This is a genomic window from Ruminococcus sp. NATIVEDY161 (genome assembly GCF_045819895.1).
GTDB lineage: Bacteria > Bacillota > Clostridia > Oscillospirales > Acutalibacteraceae > Ruminococcoides.
In genome coordinates, this window is record NZ_CP162392.1 from 39,897 (window position 1) to 57,661 (window position 17,765).

The following is a 17,765-nucleotide window of genomic DNA, read 5'->3' on the forward strand; positions in this document are numbered from 1 at the left end:
GTTTCGGTAATGTCAACTTACGTTCCCGGCCGAAATTATCAATTATCAACTATCAATTATCCATTCAAAAAAGGGAAACCACAATGGCTAATACGGAATTCACAAGCGAGTTTTCAACGTTGCCGTACAGCGCCGAGGCAGAGCAGGCAGTGCTCGGAGCAATTATCCTCGACAGCTCGGTTTTCGATAAGGTGCTCGACCACGTAAAATCATCCGATTATTTCTATATCGGACTGCACAAGCAAATTTTCCAGCAAATGCAGGATATGATGAACTTCGGCACTTCAATCGACGTTGTAACTCTGCTTGACAGACTAAAAAAGAGCGGCGCGTTCGACGAGGCGAGCGGCAAGACCTACATTATGGATTTGGCGGAGAACTGTCCGTCAATCTCAAACGCCGAGGAATACGCCAAAATAATTAAAGAAAAATACCAGCTCAGGCTGTTAATCACCGCTTCGCGAAAGACAATTGACGAGGCTTCGGCAGGCGAGGGCGATACCTCTTTGCTCCTCGATTCAGCCGAACAGCGCTTGTTTGATATCCGTTCGGACAGCAGCAAAACAGGTCTTGAACGCATTGATTCGGTGCTGTTCCAAACCTTTGCAAGGCTCGATTCTCTCAACAAAGAAGCCGACGACGGACTAAAACCCGTACCAACGGGTATCGAGGATTTGGACAGGATGATTACGGGGCTCAACCGCTCCGACCTTATCATCCTCGCGGCACGTCCCGGTATGGGTAAAACGAGCTTTGCGCTCAATATCGCGCGAAATGTAGCGTGCAGGTCGAAAAAGACCGTAGCGTTTTTCTCGCTCGAAATGCCCAAGGAACAGCTTGCAAGCCGTCTTTTATCTTCTGAGGCTAAAGTCGGCGGCACTAAGCTGAGAACAGGCAAGCTCAACGATGAGGACTGGAACCGTCTGATTCCTGCGAGCGACGTTCTGAGAAGAGCTCCTATGTACCTCGACGACACCTCGACAATCACAATTACCGAAATGAAGTCGCGCCTGCGCAGGCTTAAGGAAATTGATTTAGTCGTAATCGACTATTTGCAGTTGATGGCGAGCGGCAGAAGAATTGACAACCGTGTTCAGGAAATTTCTGCCATCACACGTAACCTCAAGATTATGGCGAAGGAGCTTAACGTCCCGATTATCACGCTGTCACAGCTTTCGCGTGCCTCGGAACAGCGCACGGGCGACCACCGTCCGCAGCTTTCCGACCTGAGAGATTCGGGTTCAATCGAGCAGGACGCCGACATCGTTCTTTTCCTGTACCGCGAGGGCTACTACGATAAAGCGGAGAGCGACAACGCCGCTCCGACAGCCGACGTAAACTCTGGCGAATGTATTGTAGCTAAGAACCGTCACGGCGAGACCAACACCGTCAAGCTCCACTGGCAGGGCGAATTTATGAGCTTTACCGGCATTGATAACCGCCACAATGAGCCGTAAGCCCGATATTGCCGCCGATACCTTGAACAAGGTAATCGAAACGGCAGAAAAATATAAATTAATTTCCGACGGCGATACTATTGTTGTAGCGCTGTCGGGCGGAGCTGATTCGGTCACGCTCTTAACTATATTATATTCTGTAAAAGAAAAATACAATTTAACGCTTTACGCTGCGCACCTCAACCACGGAATTCGCGAAAACGAAGCCGATAATGATGAAAAATTCTGTAAAATTCTATGCGAGAATTATAATATTGAGTTTTTTGTAAAGCATATTGATGTCCCCAAGCTTTGCGCAGAGCAAAAAATCAGCGCGGAGCTCTGCGGAAGAAATGAGCGGTACAAGTTTTTTGACGAGCTCAGCACTAAGCTGAACGCCAAAATTGCCACGGCTCACACCGCAAGCGACAACGCCGAAACCCTGCTGTTTAATTTAACCAGGGGCAGTTCGCTTTTAGGTGCGTCGGCAATTCCCCCAAAGCGCGGAAATATCATCCGTCCGTTAATTGAGCTTGACAGGGGAGAGATTGAAGCGTACTGCGAGGCAAAATTGCTCGCCTACGTCACCGACAGCACAAACCTGTCCGACGACTACACGCGCAACAAAATCCGCCATAATATCATCCCCGAATTAAAGGAGATTAATCCGCGCTCAGAGCAGTCTATGCTTGATTTTTCACGCGACTGCGCGGAAGTCAGCGGATTTTTGGAGCAGTGCGCGGAAAACGCTCTTAATTCCGCAAAAGAAAAATACGGTTATAATTCAGAGCTTTTGCTAAATCAAAACCCTGCCGTTTTAAAAGCCGCTATAGCAAAGCTGTGCAGAGAGAACAACTGTGACGCCGAAAGACGGCACATCGAGCTGATAATCTCAATCCTCAGCCGCGGCGGAGCGGTAGAGCTTAAAAACGGAAGAAAAGCCGTTTGTGCTCAGAAAACACTCAGAATTATAACAAATTCAACCGAAAACACTTCTTTTTTCCTCGTTTTTGATAAAAACGTCACCTTTGAATACCTCGGAAAGGTCATTGAAGCAAAGGCGGACTTTTCCTTATTAAAGCCGTCAAAAGCCGTGTTCAGAACTCGCAAAAGCGGAGATTTTTTCACCTTTTACAAGCGGAATATAACAAAGCCGCTGCGCAAGGCGCTTAATGAACAAGGCGTTCCAAAGGAGCTTCGCGATACTCGGCTTTTGCTCTGCGACGGCAGCGAGGTACTCTGGTGCGAAGCCCTGGGCTTTTCAAAGAGGGGAAAAGAGCTTAACGTAATAATTAATATTCGCTAAAAGAAATATATAATAAACAAAGGAGCTTTATTATGCACAAGGACGTAGAATCAGTATTACTTTCGGAAAAGCAACTTGAAAAAATTGTGAACTCGCTTGCAAAAAAAATCGAAAAAGATTATAATGGCAAGGAGTTCATTATGGTTGGTCTGCTAAAGGGCAGCGTTGCTTTTATGGCGGATTTGATGAAAAAGATTGACCTCGATTTCTCAATCGACTTTATGGTGGCTTCAAGCTACGGCAGCGGTACAGAGAGCTCGGGCAAAATCAAAATCATCAGCGACCTTACCCAGCCTGTTGAGGGCAAGGACGTTCTTATTGTTGAGGATATCGTCGATTCGGGCAATACGCTCAACTTTATCTGCAACTACCTTGTTACCAAGGGAGCAAAGGACGTTCGCGTTGTAACGCTTTGCGACAAGCCTGCGCGCCGTAAGGTTCCGTTCACGCCCGATTATGTGGGCACCGAAATTCCCGACGAGTTCATTGTCGGCTACGGACTTGACTATGATGAAAAGTACAGAAATCTTCCGTACATAGGAATTTTAAAGCGTTCCGTTTATGAGTAATCATTCACTTGTAATTAAGCACATCAGTTAAAGGAGTGATGTAATTTGGATAATAAAAGAAGAGGACCGAGTCTGCTGCTCTACCTCGCGATACCGATAATTCTCATTATCGTAGCCGCGATTTTCCTGGGCACGAGGCAGACCGATTCGCCTAAGACCTATCAGCTCGTTCAGTACTTTGTTGACGGCAAGGTTGACAGCTACACCGTAAACTACGGTTCGGGAGTAGTTGAGCTCACCCTTAAAGAGGGCGAGAAAGAATATCCCAACGAGGAGGAAGCTACCGCTTCAAACTCAGGCAATCCGCTTACAAACGCGCTGAACCCTGCAAATAATAGCAGCGATTCAGATACAAAGCAAAAGATGGTTGTTAAGGGACAGCTTGCCGATATCCGCAAGTTTTTGGACGACATCAAGCCCTATCAAAAGGACAAGGACGGAAAGCAAATTCCGTATAACCTGATAAGGGCAAGTGATAATTCTTTCCTGTTCGAGATTATCCCCACCGTTTTGATGGTTGTAATCTTCATCGTCGCATGGCTGTTCATTATGAAGCGAATGGGCGGCGGCGGAATCGGCAAAGAGATGAACTTCGGCAAGGCGAAGATTAAGAACACAAACGACGACAAGCGAAAAACCACCTTTGACGACGTAGCAGGAGCTGACGAGGAGAAGGAGGAGCTTGAGGAGGTTGTAGAGTTTCTTAAGTCACCCGACAAGTTCAATAAGCTCGGCGCACGTATTCCCAAGGGCGTACTGCTCGTAGGCCCTCCGGGTACAGGTAAAACCCTGCTCGCAAGAGCGGTTGCGGGTGAGGCAGGAGTTCCGTTCTTCTCAATTTCGGGCTCTGACTTTGTAGAGATGTTTGTCGGCGTCGGCGCTTCGCGTGTGCGCGATTTGTTCGACCAGGCAAAGAAAAACTCACCTTGTATTATTTTCATCGACGAAATCGACGCCGTAGGCCGTCAGAGAGGCGCAGGCCTCGGCGGAGGTAACGACGAACGTGAGCAAACCCTTAACCAGTTGCTCGTAGAGATGGACGGATTCGGCGTAAACGAGGGCGTAATCCTTATCGCCGCAACCAACCGTCCTGACGTACTTGATCCGGCGCTTCTTCGTCCGGGCAGATTTGACCGTCAGGTTGTTGTAAGCTATCCCGACGTAAACGGCCGTGAGGCTATCCTTAAGGTTCACGCGCGTACAAAGCCGCTTGCTCCCGATGTTAAGCTAAAGACTATCGCAAAGACAACCGCAGGCTTTACCGGCGCGGACCTTGAAAACCTGCTCAACGAGGCGGCTTTGCTTGCGGCACGTGCCGATAAAAAGGCTATCACAATGAAGGAGATTGAGGAAGCTACAATCAAGGTTGTTGTGGGAGCAGAGAAGAAGTCCAAGGTTATGAGTGAGAAGGAAAAGAAGCTGACCGCGTATCACGAGGCAGGTCACGCTATTCTGTTTGACGTGCTCGAAACTCAGGATCCCGTCCACGAAATCTCCATTATTCCGCGCGGTATGGCAGGCGGCTACACAATGCCCTTGCCGACTGAGGATAAGTCCTACAACTCGCGCAGGGAGATGCAGGAGGATATTATCGTATCCCTCGGCGGACGTGTTGCAGAGGCGCTTATTCTCGACGATATCTCGACAGGCGCTTCCAACGACATCGAAAAGGCAACCAAGACCGCACGCGCAATGGTTACCAAGTACGGTATGACCAAGGAGCTCGGCTGCGTTAACTATGGCAGCGAGAGCGGAAGCGTGTTCCTCGGCAGAGATTACGGCAGAACCCAGGATTATTCCGAGGCTACCGCCGCCAAGATTGACGAGCTTGTTCTTAAGATTGTCAACGACGCTTACGCTCAGGCAGAAAAGCTACTTAGCGCCAACATCGACAAACTGCACGAGATTGCCGCTTACCTCATCAAGCACGAGAAGATGAACAGCGAGGACTTTGAGGCGGTTATGAACGGCACATATGTTGAGCCGTTCGAAGAACCCGACGATGACGACGAGGTTGAGGTTCAACCCGAGACCTTCGAGGATTTTTCCGAAAATACCGAAAATAACGAATAACAAAAAGAGCCGGAAACCCGGCTCTTTTTTTAATGGATAATTGATAGTGGATAATTGATAATTTCGGGTCGCTCCGCTCCGATTTAAAATATTTAAAGCCTCCACCGTCGCGCAAGCTACGGGAAATTCCCCTAACAGGGGAATTTCCCATGACAAGTAATGGGGGAGCCTTTAAACTACTATCAAGCCTAAAATACGTAATCAAACATTTCCCATAAATTTCCTTATTCCTTTGGCATAAAAATTCCCCGTTCCGATTAAGGAACGGGGTTTTTGTGTGCTATAACTTTTTAACGAATTTCAACCTCATACAGCTTGTAATTGTCAATCTCATCAACCTGATTGTAAACAGCTGTCTGCGGCGCCTGAACATAGTTTGTATTAAAATACTTTTCCTTTTTGAAGGTAATATTTTTGTCGATTACCTGAATTTTTCTATTCTTAAGCACAGCCTCGTAGATGTTCTCGGGCAGGTTGCGCTTTCTGAGCAGCTCGGTGTTGTGGAAGTAACCAAAGCTGTCGAGATTTTCAAGATAACCGTCTCTGAAGCCCCACAACGGGTGCAGGTAATTCTCGGTATATTTTACAAAATCCTTTCGGGTTTGAGTGTCCATTACGTAGTAGTAATCGGGGTTTCGACTGATTTCCGAAATCAGGTGATTCGGCGCCTCATCGCTCTTGTCAGCAGGCTTGTGCATAACAAACAGCGTGGCGTAGCTTACGGTCAGCGCAACGGTGACGATAATCGACATTATAAAGTAGCCGTTGCTGAGCCTTAGCTTTGAGCTCGGCTTTTTGCTTCTAAGCACCTCAAAGTTGAACGAGTTTATCAGCAGAACAATCATCAACAACCATATTCCGTAGGTCAAATACTCTGCGCCGTTGTAAAGATATCTCAGTACAACGCTTGCCGCGTAGCCCGATAGCAGATAAAACAATGGGAAGAACGAAAAGCGGTTTTTGTGATAAAGTATGAATACAATCGAGATTGCAAGGTAGACAATCATCACAATCAGCCTTGTGCTTAGGTTCACTATGTTGTTGCCGAGGTCGGTAAACACCTCTGTCATAGCGTAGAGCACGGTCTTGGTGTTCTCTTGCTTTTGAAGCTTGCTTACGAGCCTGAGCGCGTCGTTGTTAAGCATTTTGCTGTCGTCGTAGTAGCCGTTTTTGAGCAGCTCGTACTCGCTGTCGTTGTCAATGCCAGCCTGCTTGAACTCCTCGGCGTTTTCATCATAGCCGGGGTAGGGCAGAGAGTCAATCGACTTTGTGAGCTGAGAGAAATCGTAATAGCTTTCGCCCTGCTCGGTCGCGTGGTTAACGGTGTATGAAAACTGGCTGAGTCCCACGCCGAGAGCCGCGATAAGCAAAAACATCAGCAGATACGGTCTGAAATACCAAAACAGCTTTTGAAAGTCAAGCCTGTACTTCCTCTTTGCTATCATATCCCCGAAGAAGAAGGCTATCGCAAAGCCCAGAGCAACAAAGAAATAAACGATGTTGAAGAACGAGCCGATTAATATTTCGACTACTCCGAGCCAGCACGAAAAGCTGTAACGCTTGTTGCGAATAGCGTTAAGCACGAGCAAAAATCCTGCCGTCAGCAGCAGAGCCGCCGTCTTTGTGCTGTTGATATATGAGTAGTGGTTAAGTGTGAAAATGATGTTAATAACAATCGAGAATATAACCGCCTTGCGGATGTTGTACTTGTCGAGAAAAACAAATGTAAAGCTCGAAAAAGCCATAAATGAAAGCAGAATTTCCACAAGCACAAAGCAGTTAAAATCCGAAACAGCGTATTGTAAAGTGCCGATTAAAACAGCCAAAATGTAGTTTATCGAGCTGTTGTAATAAAAGTGCTGATTGCAGATTAATATCGAGTTGTTATAGTCGCTGACGTCAACATACGAGAACGAGGTCAGCCCCACGCAAATCGCCATAAAGACAATGTTTAGCAGTATGGCGAACAGGGACTTGCTCTTAATCAGCTTTAAAACTTTTTCTTTCATAATCTGACTCCGGGATTAGCGCATTCCTCTGTCTGACTGTTCGTTGAGAAGAAGGTTGATGTTGTGCTCCTCGTAATCGTTAAATACAACGTTGCTTGCAAATTCCTCCGCGGTATATTTGGGAGTGTACCAGTCCTGAGACCTGAAATATGCGTTGAGGTCGGGGTCGGTAAAAATTCTTCCGCGTCTTGCATAAATCTCATTAAGAGCCATATTGAGTTCGCTGTTGCTCATATCCGAAACCTCGTCACGGCTGAGATAGCTTGTGTTGAGAGCTCCGCTGCTGTATGACGGCGAATCGTCGTCTGAGCTGCTTTCGCTCGAGCTTGACTCTGAGCTTTCCTTCTTCTCAGGTCCGAGCGAGATGTTAAGAGTAATCGTGCTGCCGGGCTCAACCTCGGTGTAAGCCTCGGGAGACTGCGAAATTACGTTGCCTGCATAGTAGAAGTCGTCGTAGTAGTAAGAGCCTTCCTGAACGTTAAAGCCTTCCGCCTCGAGCATTTGCTTGGCGGTTTCATACGGCTCGCCTACAACTCTGATAAGCGACTTTGCGCCGCCCTCGGTGGGCTTTTGAGTAGCAGGAGCGGTTGTGCTCGGAACGGTTGTGGGCTGAGTAGCGCTTGTAGAAGCCGCAGTTGTTTCTTCAACTGCCGAGGTTGTCTCCTGATTATTGTCAAACGGATTAACTCCGCCGAACATACCCTTGCTAATCGCAAAGTAAAGGAATGTTCCGAGCAGTGCAAGCAAAACGATAATGCCGATAATAATTGCGGCTACAAGACCTTTTTTGCTCTTTTTCTTTTTGGGCTTGTCCTCTTTAAGCTCCTTGTTGTCGTCAAATACCCTGTAATCCTCGAGCTGCTTTTTGTCATCCTCAGGTTTTTCTTCCTTAGGCTCTGGCTCGTCAAAGTAGTCGCCGTAGTCTTTTTCGCCGCTCTTTACGGGATCGTTAATGCTGAAAACCTTTGTTTCAAGCTTGTAGTCGTCAAAAACTCTGTTGTCTATTTCATCATCGGGAGCAGGGGTTGTGCTGTCGGCAGGAACGTCAAAGTTATCGTTGACAGGAGCAGAGGGCTCTGCCTTGCTCTCAAGCTCTGCCTCGAGCTGTTCGATATCGCTCGGCTCAGGTGTTTCTTCAGCCGCGTTTGCCATAGCTGCGCCTGCAGCCGCAACGCCTGCGGCAACTCCTGCCGCGCCGATTACTGCGGCGGTATCGCCGTTATCCTCGGTACTTTCGGTATTTTCTTCAAATACGTTGCCCTCAAATTCGGTAGTTTCGGGAGCGATAACATTAGCCTTTGCCTCTTTGTCCTCTTCAATTTCGGATTTGATAGAGAGCAGGGCGTTTTTGAGGTTGCCTGCGTTCTTCCAGCGGTTTTGATTTTCAGGCTGGCAGGCGATAACGATAACGCTTTTGAGCTTTTCACTGCCGAACTGCGGAGCTGTGACGGTCTCGCCGTTAAAGCGCTTAACCATAGCGTCTCTGGGGGTAACGTCAACGTCCTCAAAGGGAAGCTTGCCGCGGTTAGCCATCGAGTACATCACAAGACCTGTGGAGTAGATGTCGGTGGTAAAGTCAGCCTTTTCGTTGCGCGAAATCTCGGGAGCAACGTAGGTCAAATCGTTAACCTTGCTCTCGGCGTCGATAAATCCGCCGAGCTTGTAGCGGTTGTCGGGAGTGACGTAGATGTTCGACGGCTTGATGTTGCCGTGGAAAATCTTGTTAGCTTCAAGGCTTTCGAGAACCTCGCTCATCTGGATACCAAAGTCAACAATGTCCTCTTCCTCGAGCTGTTTGGTCTGCAGCACGTCGGAAAGGGAAGGAATGTCCTCGGTTACGATGTAGAGGTCAAACTTTTTCTTTCTCTCGTTTTCATCGGTAGCAACGGCTATGTAGTTGCTGACTCTGCCGATGTCGATAATCGACTGGATAAAATCGGCTTCGTTGAGAAGATAATCAACGCTGTCGTCGTTATAATCGTCGCCTTCAACAGAAACTCCTGTAAGAATAGCGGCGGTAACGCTGCCGTCAATTTCTCTTTTGGTAACCTTGTAGACGGCGTTGCCGTTTACATCTTCGAGCCTTGTAAGCACCTTCCAGGCTTTAAGCGGCTCGGGTAGTTTAAATTTAGCCATTTTAAAACTCCTTATAAGATTTATTTTCTGTGTTTTCTTTTCATATTTATATATACTCTCATATTATAACACATTATTATTTGATTTTCCACTATTTTTTGCTATTTTAATCAAATATTTTTCGAAATAAGAATAATGTTTCATTTTGTTATTATCTGTCTAATAAGGGTAAAATGTTTGTAATCTTTAGACTGATGGTTAACAATTTAAAGCCTCCCCCTGTCACTTGTTTTATCGCGATAAACTAACGTTTAATTCAGCACACAATCACACGTATGAAATTATATGTTTTGTTCCTGTCCCGCGGGCGTGCAATGCACGCCCCTACAATTATCAACAAACGTTTCCTATAATTAAATTAAACTCTTAACTCTAATCTCTCAACTCTCATTACTGTGCAACCTGCTCAAATCCGAATTGGTATTTTTGTTAGATATAATATGTACTAAAATATGGATTTGCGTTATAATTATATTGAATTTTTATATCTTGGAAAGGATGTTATTTATGAAAAAGGTTTTGGCGGTAATACTTGCCGCGGCGCTGTTGCTTTGCGCTTTTCCTGCCTCTGCTTTTGCCGTTACGGCTGACGTGCCCGAAGGCGCACTGCAATACGAAATAAGAATCACCGATAACCCCGTAGATAATACCGCCCCCGAGTGGAAAGAGGATGTTTACAGCTTCTATAATTCCCTCGGTTTTGAGGACGTGTATATGTACGCCTACGACAACTCAGGCGTTCCGCTTATGGGCGAATGGCCGGGCAAAGCTCTGACCTGCGATCCGGTTGTAAACGGCTATGAGAGATATGTTCTCAATATCCCCGACGGCGCCAAGGGCTACGTTATCCACGACAACAAAGGTAATCAGACCGAGGATATCGAGGATTTTACACTTTACAGATTTTGGCTTGACGGCACAAAGGACGAAAAGGGACATTTTGTAGTTTCTCCGTATTATCCTCAACCTTCAGAGCCGACAGCTCCTTCCACACAGCCCGAAACTACCGAGCAGGATTATACTTACAGAATAGATTTTTTGAATTCTCTTGACTGGGAGGATTTCTACGTTTACGCTTGGAATGAGAACGGCGACGCTGTTTTAGGCGATTGGCCTGGTACAAAGCTCCCCAAAGAGAACTATTTAAGCGATTACGGCCATAAAGGTTACATATTCTATCTTCCGAAAGGCACCGGTGGCTTTATTGTAAACAACGGCAAGGGCGAGCAGTCGGAGGACATTAACGATTTAAATCCGGAATTTTTCTACTATCTCACCGATGAAAAGAATGATTTAGGCCATTACCTCGCAGATACGGCTCACGGCGTCATAGCCACAGACGAGCCGACTACCGGGCACAATGAGGACGGTACTCATTACGTTTACTTAACAAATGCCCAAAAGTGGGATAAGGTATATCTTTATTCCTGGGACAAGGACGGCTACGCTCTCGGCAATATATGGCCGGGCGATGAGCCGGTAAATAAAACAACCAACGGCTTTGGGGAAGAAGTCTACATATTTGAAGTATCCGACAAAGCCGCCGGAATGGTTTTCAATAACGGCAAAGGCGTTCAGTCTGAGGATGTTCACGACACATGGAAAATAGGCTACTGGATTACCGATGAAACCGATGAAAAGGGTTATTACATCGTCGGCACGTTTTACGACGACGATACCGACCCCACAAGCGGCACCGTTCCCAGCCCGGGCGAAATGCGTAAGAAGGGCGATATTAACGGCGACGGAATAGTATCCGTAGCCGACGCAACGCTTATCCAGCAGTTCGCGGCGGAAATTATAGATAAACTTTAAATCACGCTTTAAAGCCTCCCCCGTCACTTGTTACGGGGGAGGTGGCATATTTGCTTGCAAAAATGACGGAGGGGGCAGACGTGTACTCTAATGACACGTTATGAATTGCAATGGATAACTCGTACTAATTCACACGTAGCCCCCTCAGTCGCTAACGCGCCAGCTCCCCCGAAACAAAGTGTCGGGGGAGCCTTTAAAATGCATATCAAACGTTTCCTATAATTAAACTCTCAACTCTTAACTCTAATCTCTAAACTTTAATCCTGCGGCTTTCTCTCACTCCTAAAATTCCGCCGAGCGCACCGCCGAGCAGTGCCGCGGCAAATCTGATTAAGCTAAGAACCGACAGGGGAGAGCCGATGTTTATCAAACCGCCGACTGTGATTATCAAAAACACCGCAAAGCCGGTGATTAAGCCGACGATCAGCCCTGCGCCTCGGTTTAGCTTTGCCGAGATAAATCCGCCTGCGAGCGTTCCGAGAGCCGTTGCGCCGAGCATTATGTAGCTTAGCACGTCACCGAACAGCTTTTTGGTTGTAATCATAACGAGAGATACAATGCACAAAAGAATAATCTGAACCATAACGGCGCAGAGCGTGCCAATCAGCACTGACTTTATCAATAATTTTTTATCGGACATAAAAACACCCCTGAATATCATTTGCTAAATTATATTCAGGGGATTTTTAATTATTCAGCTTTGTCGTCCTTATCCTTCTTCTTGAATAAAGAAAAGCTCTTTTTCTCGGTCTGCTCAGCAGGCTTCTCCTTAACGGTATCAACCGTAGAAATGCACCACTTTTTGAACTTCATCTTAACTCTGTCTGAGCCTGTCTCGATGATAATAGCGTCCTCGTCGTCCTTGATGGCTACGATTCTGCCCATAATTCCGCCGATTGTTGTAATTTCATCACCGATTTCAAGCGAGTTTCTCATCTGAGCTTCTTCTTTTTTCTTTTTTGAGTTAGGTCTGATGAGGAAAAAGTAAATAGCCGCGATAATTGCGCCGTAGATGAGGATCATCATCCACATACTGTTTCCGCCGCCGAAAAGTCCGCCCAGACCGCCTGCAGCCTGTTCACCGTCTGCAAGTATAGGTAAATTAAAATTCATTATTGTCCTTCCTTTCTCACAATTAAAATGATTATATCAAATTTATGCTATGTATGCAAGTGTTTTTTGCATTTTTCTTAAATTCTTGTGCCGAGTATTTCGATATTCTGCTTGTAAAACTCCCCAAATGTGCCGTTGTCAAGGTGATTGCGGATAATTTGCGTTAGGTTGTTGTAGAAGTAGAGGTTGTGCATTACCATTAAGCGCATACCGAGCATTTCTCCGCTTTTCAGCAGGTGGCGGATATACGCACGCGAGAAGTTTTTGCAGGTAGGACAGTCGCAGTGAACGTCGAGCGGCAGCTCGTCAAGCTCGTACTTCGCGTTGTTCAGGTTGCGGATTCCGTCAAAGGTGAACGCCTGACCGTGTCTGGCGTTGCGGCTGGGCATTACGCAGTCGAACAAATCAATTCCTCTCGCGACCGATTCGAGGATATTCGCAGGAGTTCCCACGCCCATAAGGTAGCGGATTTTGTCCTTCGGAGCGTAGGGCTCGACCTGTTCGATAATCTCGTACATAACCTCGGTCGGCTCGCCTACGGCAAGTCCGCCGATCGCGTAGCCGTCAAGGTCAAGCTCTGCAATCTCCTTCATATGATTAACGCGCAAATCCTTGTATGTACCGCCCTGATTAATGCCGAAAAGCATTTGCTCCTTGTTGATTGTGTCGTCGAGCGAGTTTAGGTAATTCAAACGCTCCTTGCACCTTTCCAGCCAGCGCGTGGTGCGGTTTACGCTGTCCTTTGTGTATCCGTAGGGGGAGGGGTTCTCAACACATTCGTCAAACGCCATAGCGATTGTCGAGCCGAGGTTCGACTGAATGTTCATACTCTCCTCGGGTCCCATAAAGATTTTTCTGCCGTCGATGTGGGAGTTAAAGTAAACGCCTTCCTCTTTGATGTTCCTAAGCTTTGCGAGAGAGAATACCTGAAATCCGCCGCTGTCGGTGAGGATTGGACCGTCCCAGCGCGTAAACTTGTGAAGTCCGCCGAGGGCTTTAACGTTGCCGTCGCCCGGTCTGAGGTGCAGGTGATAGGTGTTGCAAAGCTGAACCTGGCACTTTATATTTTTGAGGTCAAGGGCAGACACCGCGCCTTTAATCGCACCGCAGGTCGCGACGTTCATAAACGCAGGAGTTTGAAAAGTGCCGTGAGGCGTGACAAACTCACCCCTGCGAGCGTGCCCTTCTGTCTTAATAAGCTTAAACATATTTCCTCCAAAGAATTATAATACAGCCATAGCGTCACCGAATGAGAAAAATCTGTAACGTTCCTCGACCGCTGTTTTGTAGGCGTTCATAATGTTGTCGTAGCCTGCGAATGCCGATACAAGCATAATCAGCGTGCTTTCGGGCAGGTGGAAGTTCGTGATGAGTCCGTCGAGAACCTTGAACTCAAAGCCGGGGTAGATGAAAATTTCCGTAAATCCCTCGCAGGGAACTACCTCGCCGTGTTCCGCGGCAACGCTCTCGAGAGTTCTGCACGAGGTTGTGCCGACCGCGATAACGCGCTTTCCGCTTTGCTTTGTTTTCTTAATCAGCTCGGCGGTTTCTTCGGGAACCTCGTAATGCTCGCTGTGCATTTTGTGCTTTGTAACGTCGTCAACCTTTACCGGACGAAATGTTCCCAAGCCGACGTGGAGTGTGACGTAGGCAATGTTTACACCCTTCGCCCTTATTTTGTCCATCAGCTCCGTGGTAAAATGCAGTCCTGCGGTGGGAGCGGCGGCAGAGCCGAGCTCGTGGCTGTAGACGGTCTGGTATCGCTCCTTGTCCTTAAGCTCCTCGGTGATGTAGGGGGGAAGGGGCATTTGTCCGATTTTATCTAAGGTTGAAAAGAAGTTTTCGTCGCATTCAAAGTCCACGATTCTGTTGCCGTCGTCCTTTACCTCTGTGACGGTCGCATACAAAAGACCGTCTCCGAAGCTGAAACGCGCGCCTTCCTTTGCCTTTTTGCCGGGCTTGCAGAGGGTTTCCCAGCGGTTGCCCGAGATTTGCTTTAACAGCAAAAACTCAACCCTTGCGCCGGTAGGCTCTTTATTTCCGTAAATTCTCGCAGGCAAAACTCGCGAATCGTTGCAGACAAGCAGGTCGCCCTCGTCGAGATAATCAATAATATCAAAAAAATGTTTATGAACTGTTTCTCCGCTTTGTCTGTCCAACACCAAAAGGCGTGAGCTGTCGCGGGGCTCGGCAGGAGTTTGGGCAATCAGCTCTTTGGGCAAATCGTAGTAAAAATCGCTGGTTTTCATTCAAAATTCCTCACATAAATTTCTTATTTTAATAATATAAATTGCGGTGATTTAATTGACATTGTTTCTCTAAAATGATATACTACAAGTTGAGGTATGTTGCACTTTACTGCGTATATGCAGTGTTTTAGATGATTAACAACGCCGAACGCGCTGTTTCTATAATATAATAATTTATCGAATAAGGCAACTGCTTTTTTGAAAAATTGTAAAATTCGGAGGAATCAAAGTGAAAAAGTACAAGGTAGGAATTATCGGAGCAACAGGAATGGTAGGTCAGCGCTTTGCGCTCCTGCTTGAAAATCACCCTTGGTTTGACGTAAAGGTTCTCGCTGCAAGTGCAAGAAGCGCAGGCAAAAAGTACGGCGAGGTTGTTGACGGAAGATGGCATATGGCAAAGGAACTTCCCGAAAAATATAAGGATATGGTAATTGTTGACGCAGAGGACGTTGAGGCTGTCGCTTCTCAGGTTGATTTTTGCTTCTGCGCCGTTAATATGAAAAAGGACGAGATTAAGGCTTTGGAGGAGCGTTATGCAAAGGCTGAGTGCCCGATTGTTTCTAACAACTCGGCTCACCGCTTTACTCCCGACGTTCCTATGGTTATCCCTGAGATTAACGCCGACCACATCAAAATCATCGAGGCTCAGAGAAAGCGCCTCGGCACAAAGAGAGGCTTTGTTGCCGTTAAGTCGAACTGCTCCTTGCAGAGCTATGTTCCGGCTATCAATCCGCTTAAGGAGCTCGGCGTTGACAAGGTTCTCGCTTGCACATATCAGGCAATTTCTGGCGCAGGCAAGACCTTTAAGACTTGGCCTGAGATGGTAGACAACGTAATTCCGTACATCGGCGGCGAGGAGGAGAAGTCCGAGCAGGAGCCGCTCAAAATCTGGGGTAAGATTGAGGACGGCGTAATTAAGAACGCCGAGGATATCTCAATCACATCACAGTGTATCCGCGTTCCCGTGTCCGACGGTCACACCGCGGCAGTGTTTATGTCGTTTAAGGACGGCGTAAAGAAGCCCACTGTTGATGAGATTATCAACATCTGGGAGAACTACAAGGGCAGAGCGCAGGAGCTTGAGCTTCCCAGTGCTCCCAAGAATTTCCTGCACTACTTTACAGAGCCCGACCGTCCTCAGATTAAGTCCGAGAGAAACCTCGAGAACGGTATGGCGGTTTCTGTCGGAAGACTTAGAGAAGATACACAGTACGACTACAAGTTCGTTTGTATGTCGCACAATACTCTCAGAGGAGCAGCCGGCGGCGCTGTACTTTTGGCTGAGCTTCTCTGTGCAGAGGGTTATATGGATTAATTTTGGAGGAAGATTATGGCAGACCATATTTTTACCGGTTCGGGCGTTGCGCTGATTACGCCCACATTGTCAGACGGAAGTGTAAACTATGACGTTTTGGGACAGCTGCTTGAGTTCCAGGTTGAAAACGGCACCGACGCGATTATTATCTGCGGTACAACAGGCGAGGCGGCTACGCTCACCGAGAAGGAGCACTGCGAGGTTATCGCTTACGCTTCTGAGAAAATAAACGGCAGAATTCCCGTTATTGCCGGCACAGGCAGCAACGACACAAAAACCGCCGTTATGCTCTCGAAATCCGCTCAGGAGTCGGGCTGCGACGCTATCCTCAGCGTTACGCCGTACTACAACAAAACCTCTCAGTCAGGTCTTGTAAAGCATTTTAACGTGATTGCCGACTCGGTTGACCTTCCCGTTATTCTTTACAATGTTCCGTCAAGAACAGGCTGTAACATTCAGCCCAAGACCTACGCTGAGCTTTGCAAGCATCCTAACATCAAGGCTGCTAAGGAAGCAAGCGGAAACATCTCTCAGGTTGCGCTTATCCGCTCGCTCTGCGGAGATAATCTCGACATCTACTCGGGCAACGACGACCAGACGGTTCCGTTTATGTCGCTCGGCGCACTCGGCGTAATCTCGGTATTTGCAAATATCTGCCCTGCAGAGATGCACAAAATCTGCCAGCTATGCCTTGAAAACAACTTTGCCGAGGCTCAGAAGATCCACTTCCATTATCTGGAGCTTATGAACATTATGTTCAGTGATGTTAACCCCATTCCCATTAAGACCGCTATGAACCTCTTCGGCTTTGACGCGGGCGAGTGCAAGCTTCCGCTTGTGCCGATGAGCGTCGCGGGTTATCACGACCTCAAGGATTGCCTTGCAAAGTACGATTTGCTCAATAAAATTTGATAAAAAAACTTAGGGCGGAGCGTTGTATCCGCCCTTGATTAATTAAAGATAGGGGAAGTTAAAATGACAAAAATTGCTATTGTCGGCTGTAACGGCAAGATGGGTTATTTTGTGGCGCAGTCGGTTAATGAAAATCCCGAGACCGAGGTGATGTTCGGCGTTGACGCCTTCGGTGAGAATAAATATGACTTTGATGTTTTCAAGAGCTTTGACGAGGCTGACAAAACGCCCGATGTTATCATCGACTTTTCAAATCCTGCCGCGCTCGACGGAATGCTTTCTTTCGCGCTTGAAAATAAAGTGCCCTGCGTAATCTGCACAACGGGTTATTCGACCGAGCAGGTGGAAAAAATCAAGGAAGCCTCAAAGTCAATTCCCGTGTTCTATTCGGGAAATATGTCGCTCGGAATCAACCTTTTGATTGAGCTTTCAAAGCAGGCGGCAAAGGTGCTCGGCTCGACCTTTGACATTGAAATTGTCGAAAAGCACCACAACCTTAAGCTCGACGCTCCCAGCGGAACGGCGCTGATGATTGCCGACGGAATCTCGGAAACCTTGGAGCAGGAGCCGATGTACGTGTACGACAGACATTCCTACCGCAAAAAACGTGCTAAGAACGAGATTGGTATTCACTCGATACGCGGCGGCAGTATCGTGGGCGAGCACGAGGTGATTTTCGCAGGCCACGACGAGGTCGTAACGCTTACCCATCAGGCGCAGTCAAAGGAAGTGTTCGCGGCAGGCGCTGTCAATGCGGCGGTGTTCCTTGCAAGTCAGCAGCCCGGTATGTACGATATGGGCAAGCTGCTGTCGTCAAAAATATAAATTGCGT

14 protein-coding genes are annotated in these 17,765 nt (G+C 47.4%); 8 read left to right on the top strand and 6 right to left on the bottom strand.

Features of this window, described 5'->3' with window-relative positions; all coding sequences use genetic code 11:
* The first annotated feature begins 83 nt into the window (after nucleotides 1-83).
* Genes dnaB through ftsH form a run of 4 tightly spaced genes read left to right on the top strand, consistent with a single transcriptional unit; the run spans nucleotide 84 to nucleotide 5,384 of the window.
* Nucleotides 84-1,457: a replicative DNA helicase gene (gene dnaB / locus AB1I50_RS00180; protein WP_407724211.1), complete on the top strand. Its 1,374-nt coding sequence runs from the start codon at nucleotides 84-86 to the stop codon at nucleotides 1,455-1,457.
* Nucleotides 1,432-2,742, top strand: a complete 1,311-nt coding sequence (tilS, locus tag AB1I50_RS00185; protein ID WP_407724212.1) for a tRNA lysidine(34) synthetase TilS — start codon at nucleotides 1,432-1,434, stop codon at nucleotides 2,740-2,742. The genes dnaB and tilS overlap by 26 nt, the downstream gene beginning before the upstream one ends.
* Nucleotides 2,743-2,774: 32 nt before the next feature.
* The gene (gene hpt, locus AB1I50_RS00190) at nucleotides 2,775-3,311 is read left to right on the top strand and encodes a hypoxanthine phosphoribosyltransferase (RefSeq protein ID WP_407724213.1); all 537 of its coding nucleotides are present in this window, start codon (nucleotides 2,775-2,777) and stop codon (nucleotides 3,309-3,311) included.
* 45 nt (nucleotides 3,312-3,356) lie between these two features.
* Entirely contained in the window at nucleotides 3,357-5,384 is a 2,028-nt protein-coding gene (ftsH, locus tag AB1I50_RS00195) for an ATP-dependent zinc metalloprotease FtsH (protein WP_407724214.1), read from the top strand.
* A 290-nt stretch (nucleotides 5,385-5,674) separates the two neighbouring features.
* Here the strand turns inward: ftsH and AB1I50_RS00200 are convergent, their stop codons facing one another.
* Both AB1I50_RS00200 and AB1I50_RS00205 read right to left on the bottom strand, forming a co-directional pair.
* Entirely contained in the window at nucleotides 5,675-7,393 is a 1,719-nt protein-coding gene (locus AB1I50_RS00200) for a hypothetical protein (protein ID WP_407724215.1), read from the bottom strand.
* Between the two features lie 15 nt (nucleotides 7,394-7,408).
* The gene (locus AB1I50_RS00205; protein ID WP_407724216.1) at nucleotides 7,409-9,529 is read right to left on the bottom strand and encodes a YARHG domain-containing protein; all 2,121 of its coding nucleotides are present in this window, start codon (nucleotides 9,527-9,529) and stop codon (nucleotides 7,409-7,411) included.
* A 507-nt stretch (nucleotides 9,530-10,036) separates the two neighbouring features.
* Between AB1I50_RS00205 and AB1I50_RS00210 the strand changes: the two genes are divergently transcribed.
* Complete coding sequence (locus tag AB1I50_RS00210; RefSeq protein WP_407724217.1) at nucleotides 10,037-11,344, top strand: starch-binding protein; 1,308 nt, start codon at nucleotides 10,037-10,039, stop codon at nucleotides 11,342-11,344.
* 250 nt (nucleotides 11,345-11,594) lie between these two features.
* Here the strand turns inward: AB1I50_RS00210 and AB1I50_RS00215 are convergent, their stop codons facing one another.
* From AB1I50_RS00215 to queA, 4 genes are all read right to left on the bottom strand, one after another.
* On the bottom strand, nucleotides 11,595-11,984 hold the full coding sequence (locus AB1I50_RS00215; RefSeq protein WP_407724218.1) for a TIGR04086 family membrane protein: 390 nt from the start codon (nucleotides 11,982-11,984) through the stop codon (nucleotides 11,595-11,597).
* A 50-nt stretch (nucleotides 11,985-12,034) separates the two neighbouring features.
* The gene (gene yajC / locus AB1I50_RS00220) at nucleotides 12,035-12,457 is read right to left on the bottom strand and encodes a preprotein translocase subunit YajC (RefSeq protein ID WP_407724219.1); all 423 of its coding nucleotides are present in this window, start codon (nucleotides 12,455-12,457) and stop codon (nucleotides 12,035-12,037) included.
* Nucleotides 12,458-12,534: 77 nt separating this feature from the next.
* Complete coding sequence (gene tgt, locus AB1I50_RS00225; RefSeq protein ID WP_407724220.1) at nucleotides 12,535-13,665, bottom strand: tRNA guanosine(34) transglycosylase Tgt; 1,131 nt, start codon at nucleotides 13,663-13,665, stop codon at nucleotides 12,535-12,537.
* A gap of 15 nt (nucleotides 13,666-13,680) precedes the next feature.
* Nucleotides 13,681-14,706, bottom strand: coding sequence for a tRNA preQ1(34) S-adenosylmethionine ribosyltransferase-isomerase QueA (queA, locus tag AB1I50_RS00230; protein ID WP_407724221.1), 1,026 nt, complete (start codon nucleotides 14,704-14,706; stop codon nucleotides 13,681-13,683).
* Nucleotides 14,707-14,935: 229 nt separating this feature from the next.
* Here queA and asd point away from each other — a divergent pair, with 229 nt between their 5' ends.
* From asd to dapB, 3 genes are all read left to right on the top strand, one after another.
* Complete coding sequence (asd, locus tag AB1I50_RS00235; RefSeq protein WP_407724222.1) at nucleotides 14,936-16,021, top strand: aspartate-semialdehyde dehydrogenase; 1,086 nt, start codon at nucleotides 14,936-14,938, stop codon at nucleotides 16,019-16,021.
* A 15-nt stretch (nucleotides 16,022-16,036) separates the two neighbouring features.
* Nucleotides 16,037-16,933, top strand: a complete 897-nt coding sequence (dapA, locus tag AB1I50_RS00240) for a 4-hydroxy-tetrahydrodipicolinate synthase (protein ID WP_407724223.1) — start codon at nucleotides 16,037-16,039, stop codon at nucleotides 16,931-16,933.
* Between the two features lie 63 nt (nucleotides 16,934-16,996).
* Nucleotides 16,997-17,758 (top strand): 4-hydroxy-tetrahydrodipicolinate reductase, encoded by a 762-nt coding sequence (gene dapB / locus AB1I50_RS00245; protein WP_407724224.1) that lies wholly within the window; start codon nucleotides 16,997-16,999, stop codon nucleotides 17,756-17,758.
* Nucleotides 17,759-17,765 lie beyond the last annotated feature (7 nt).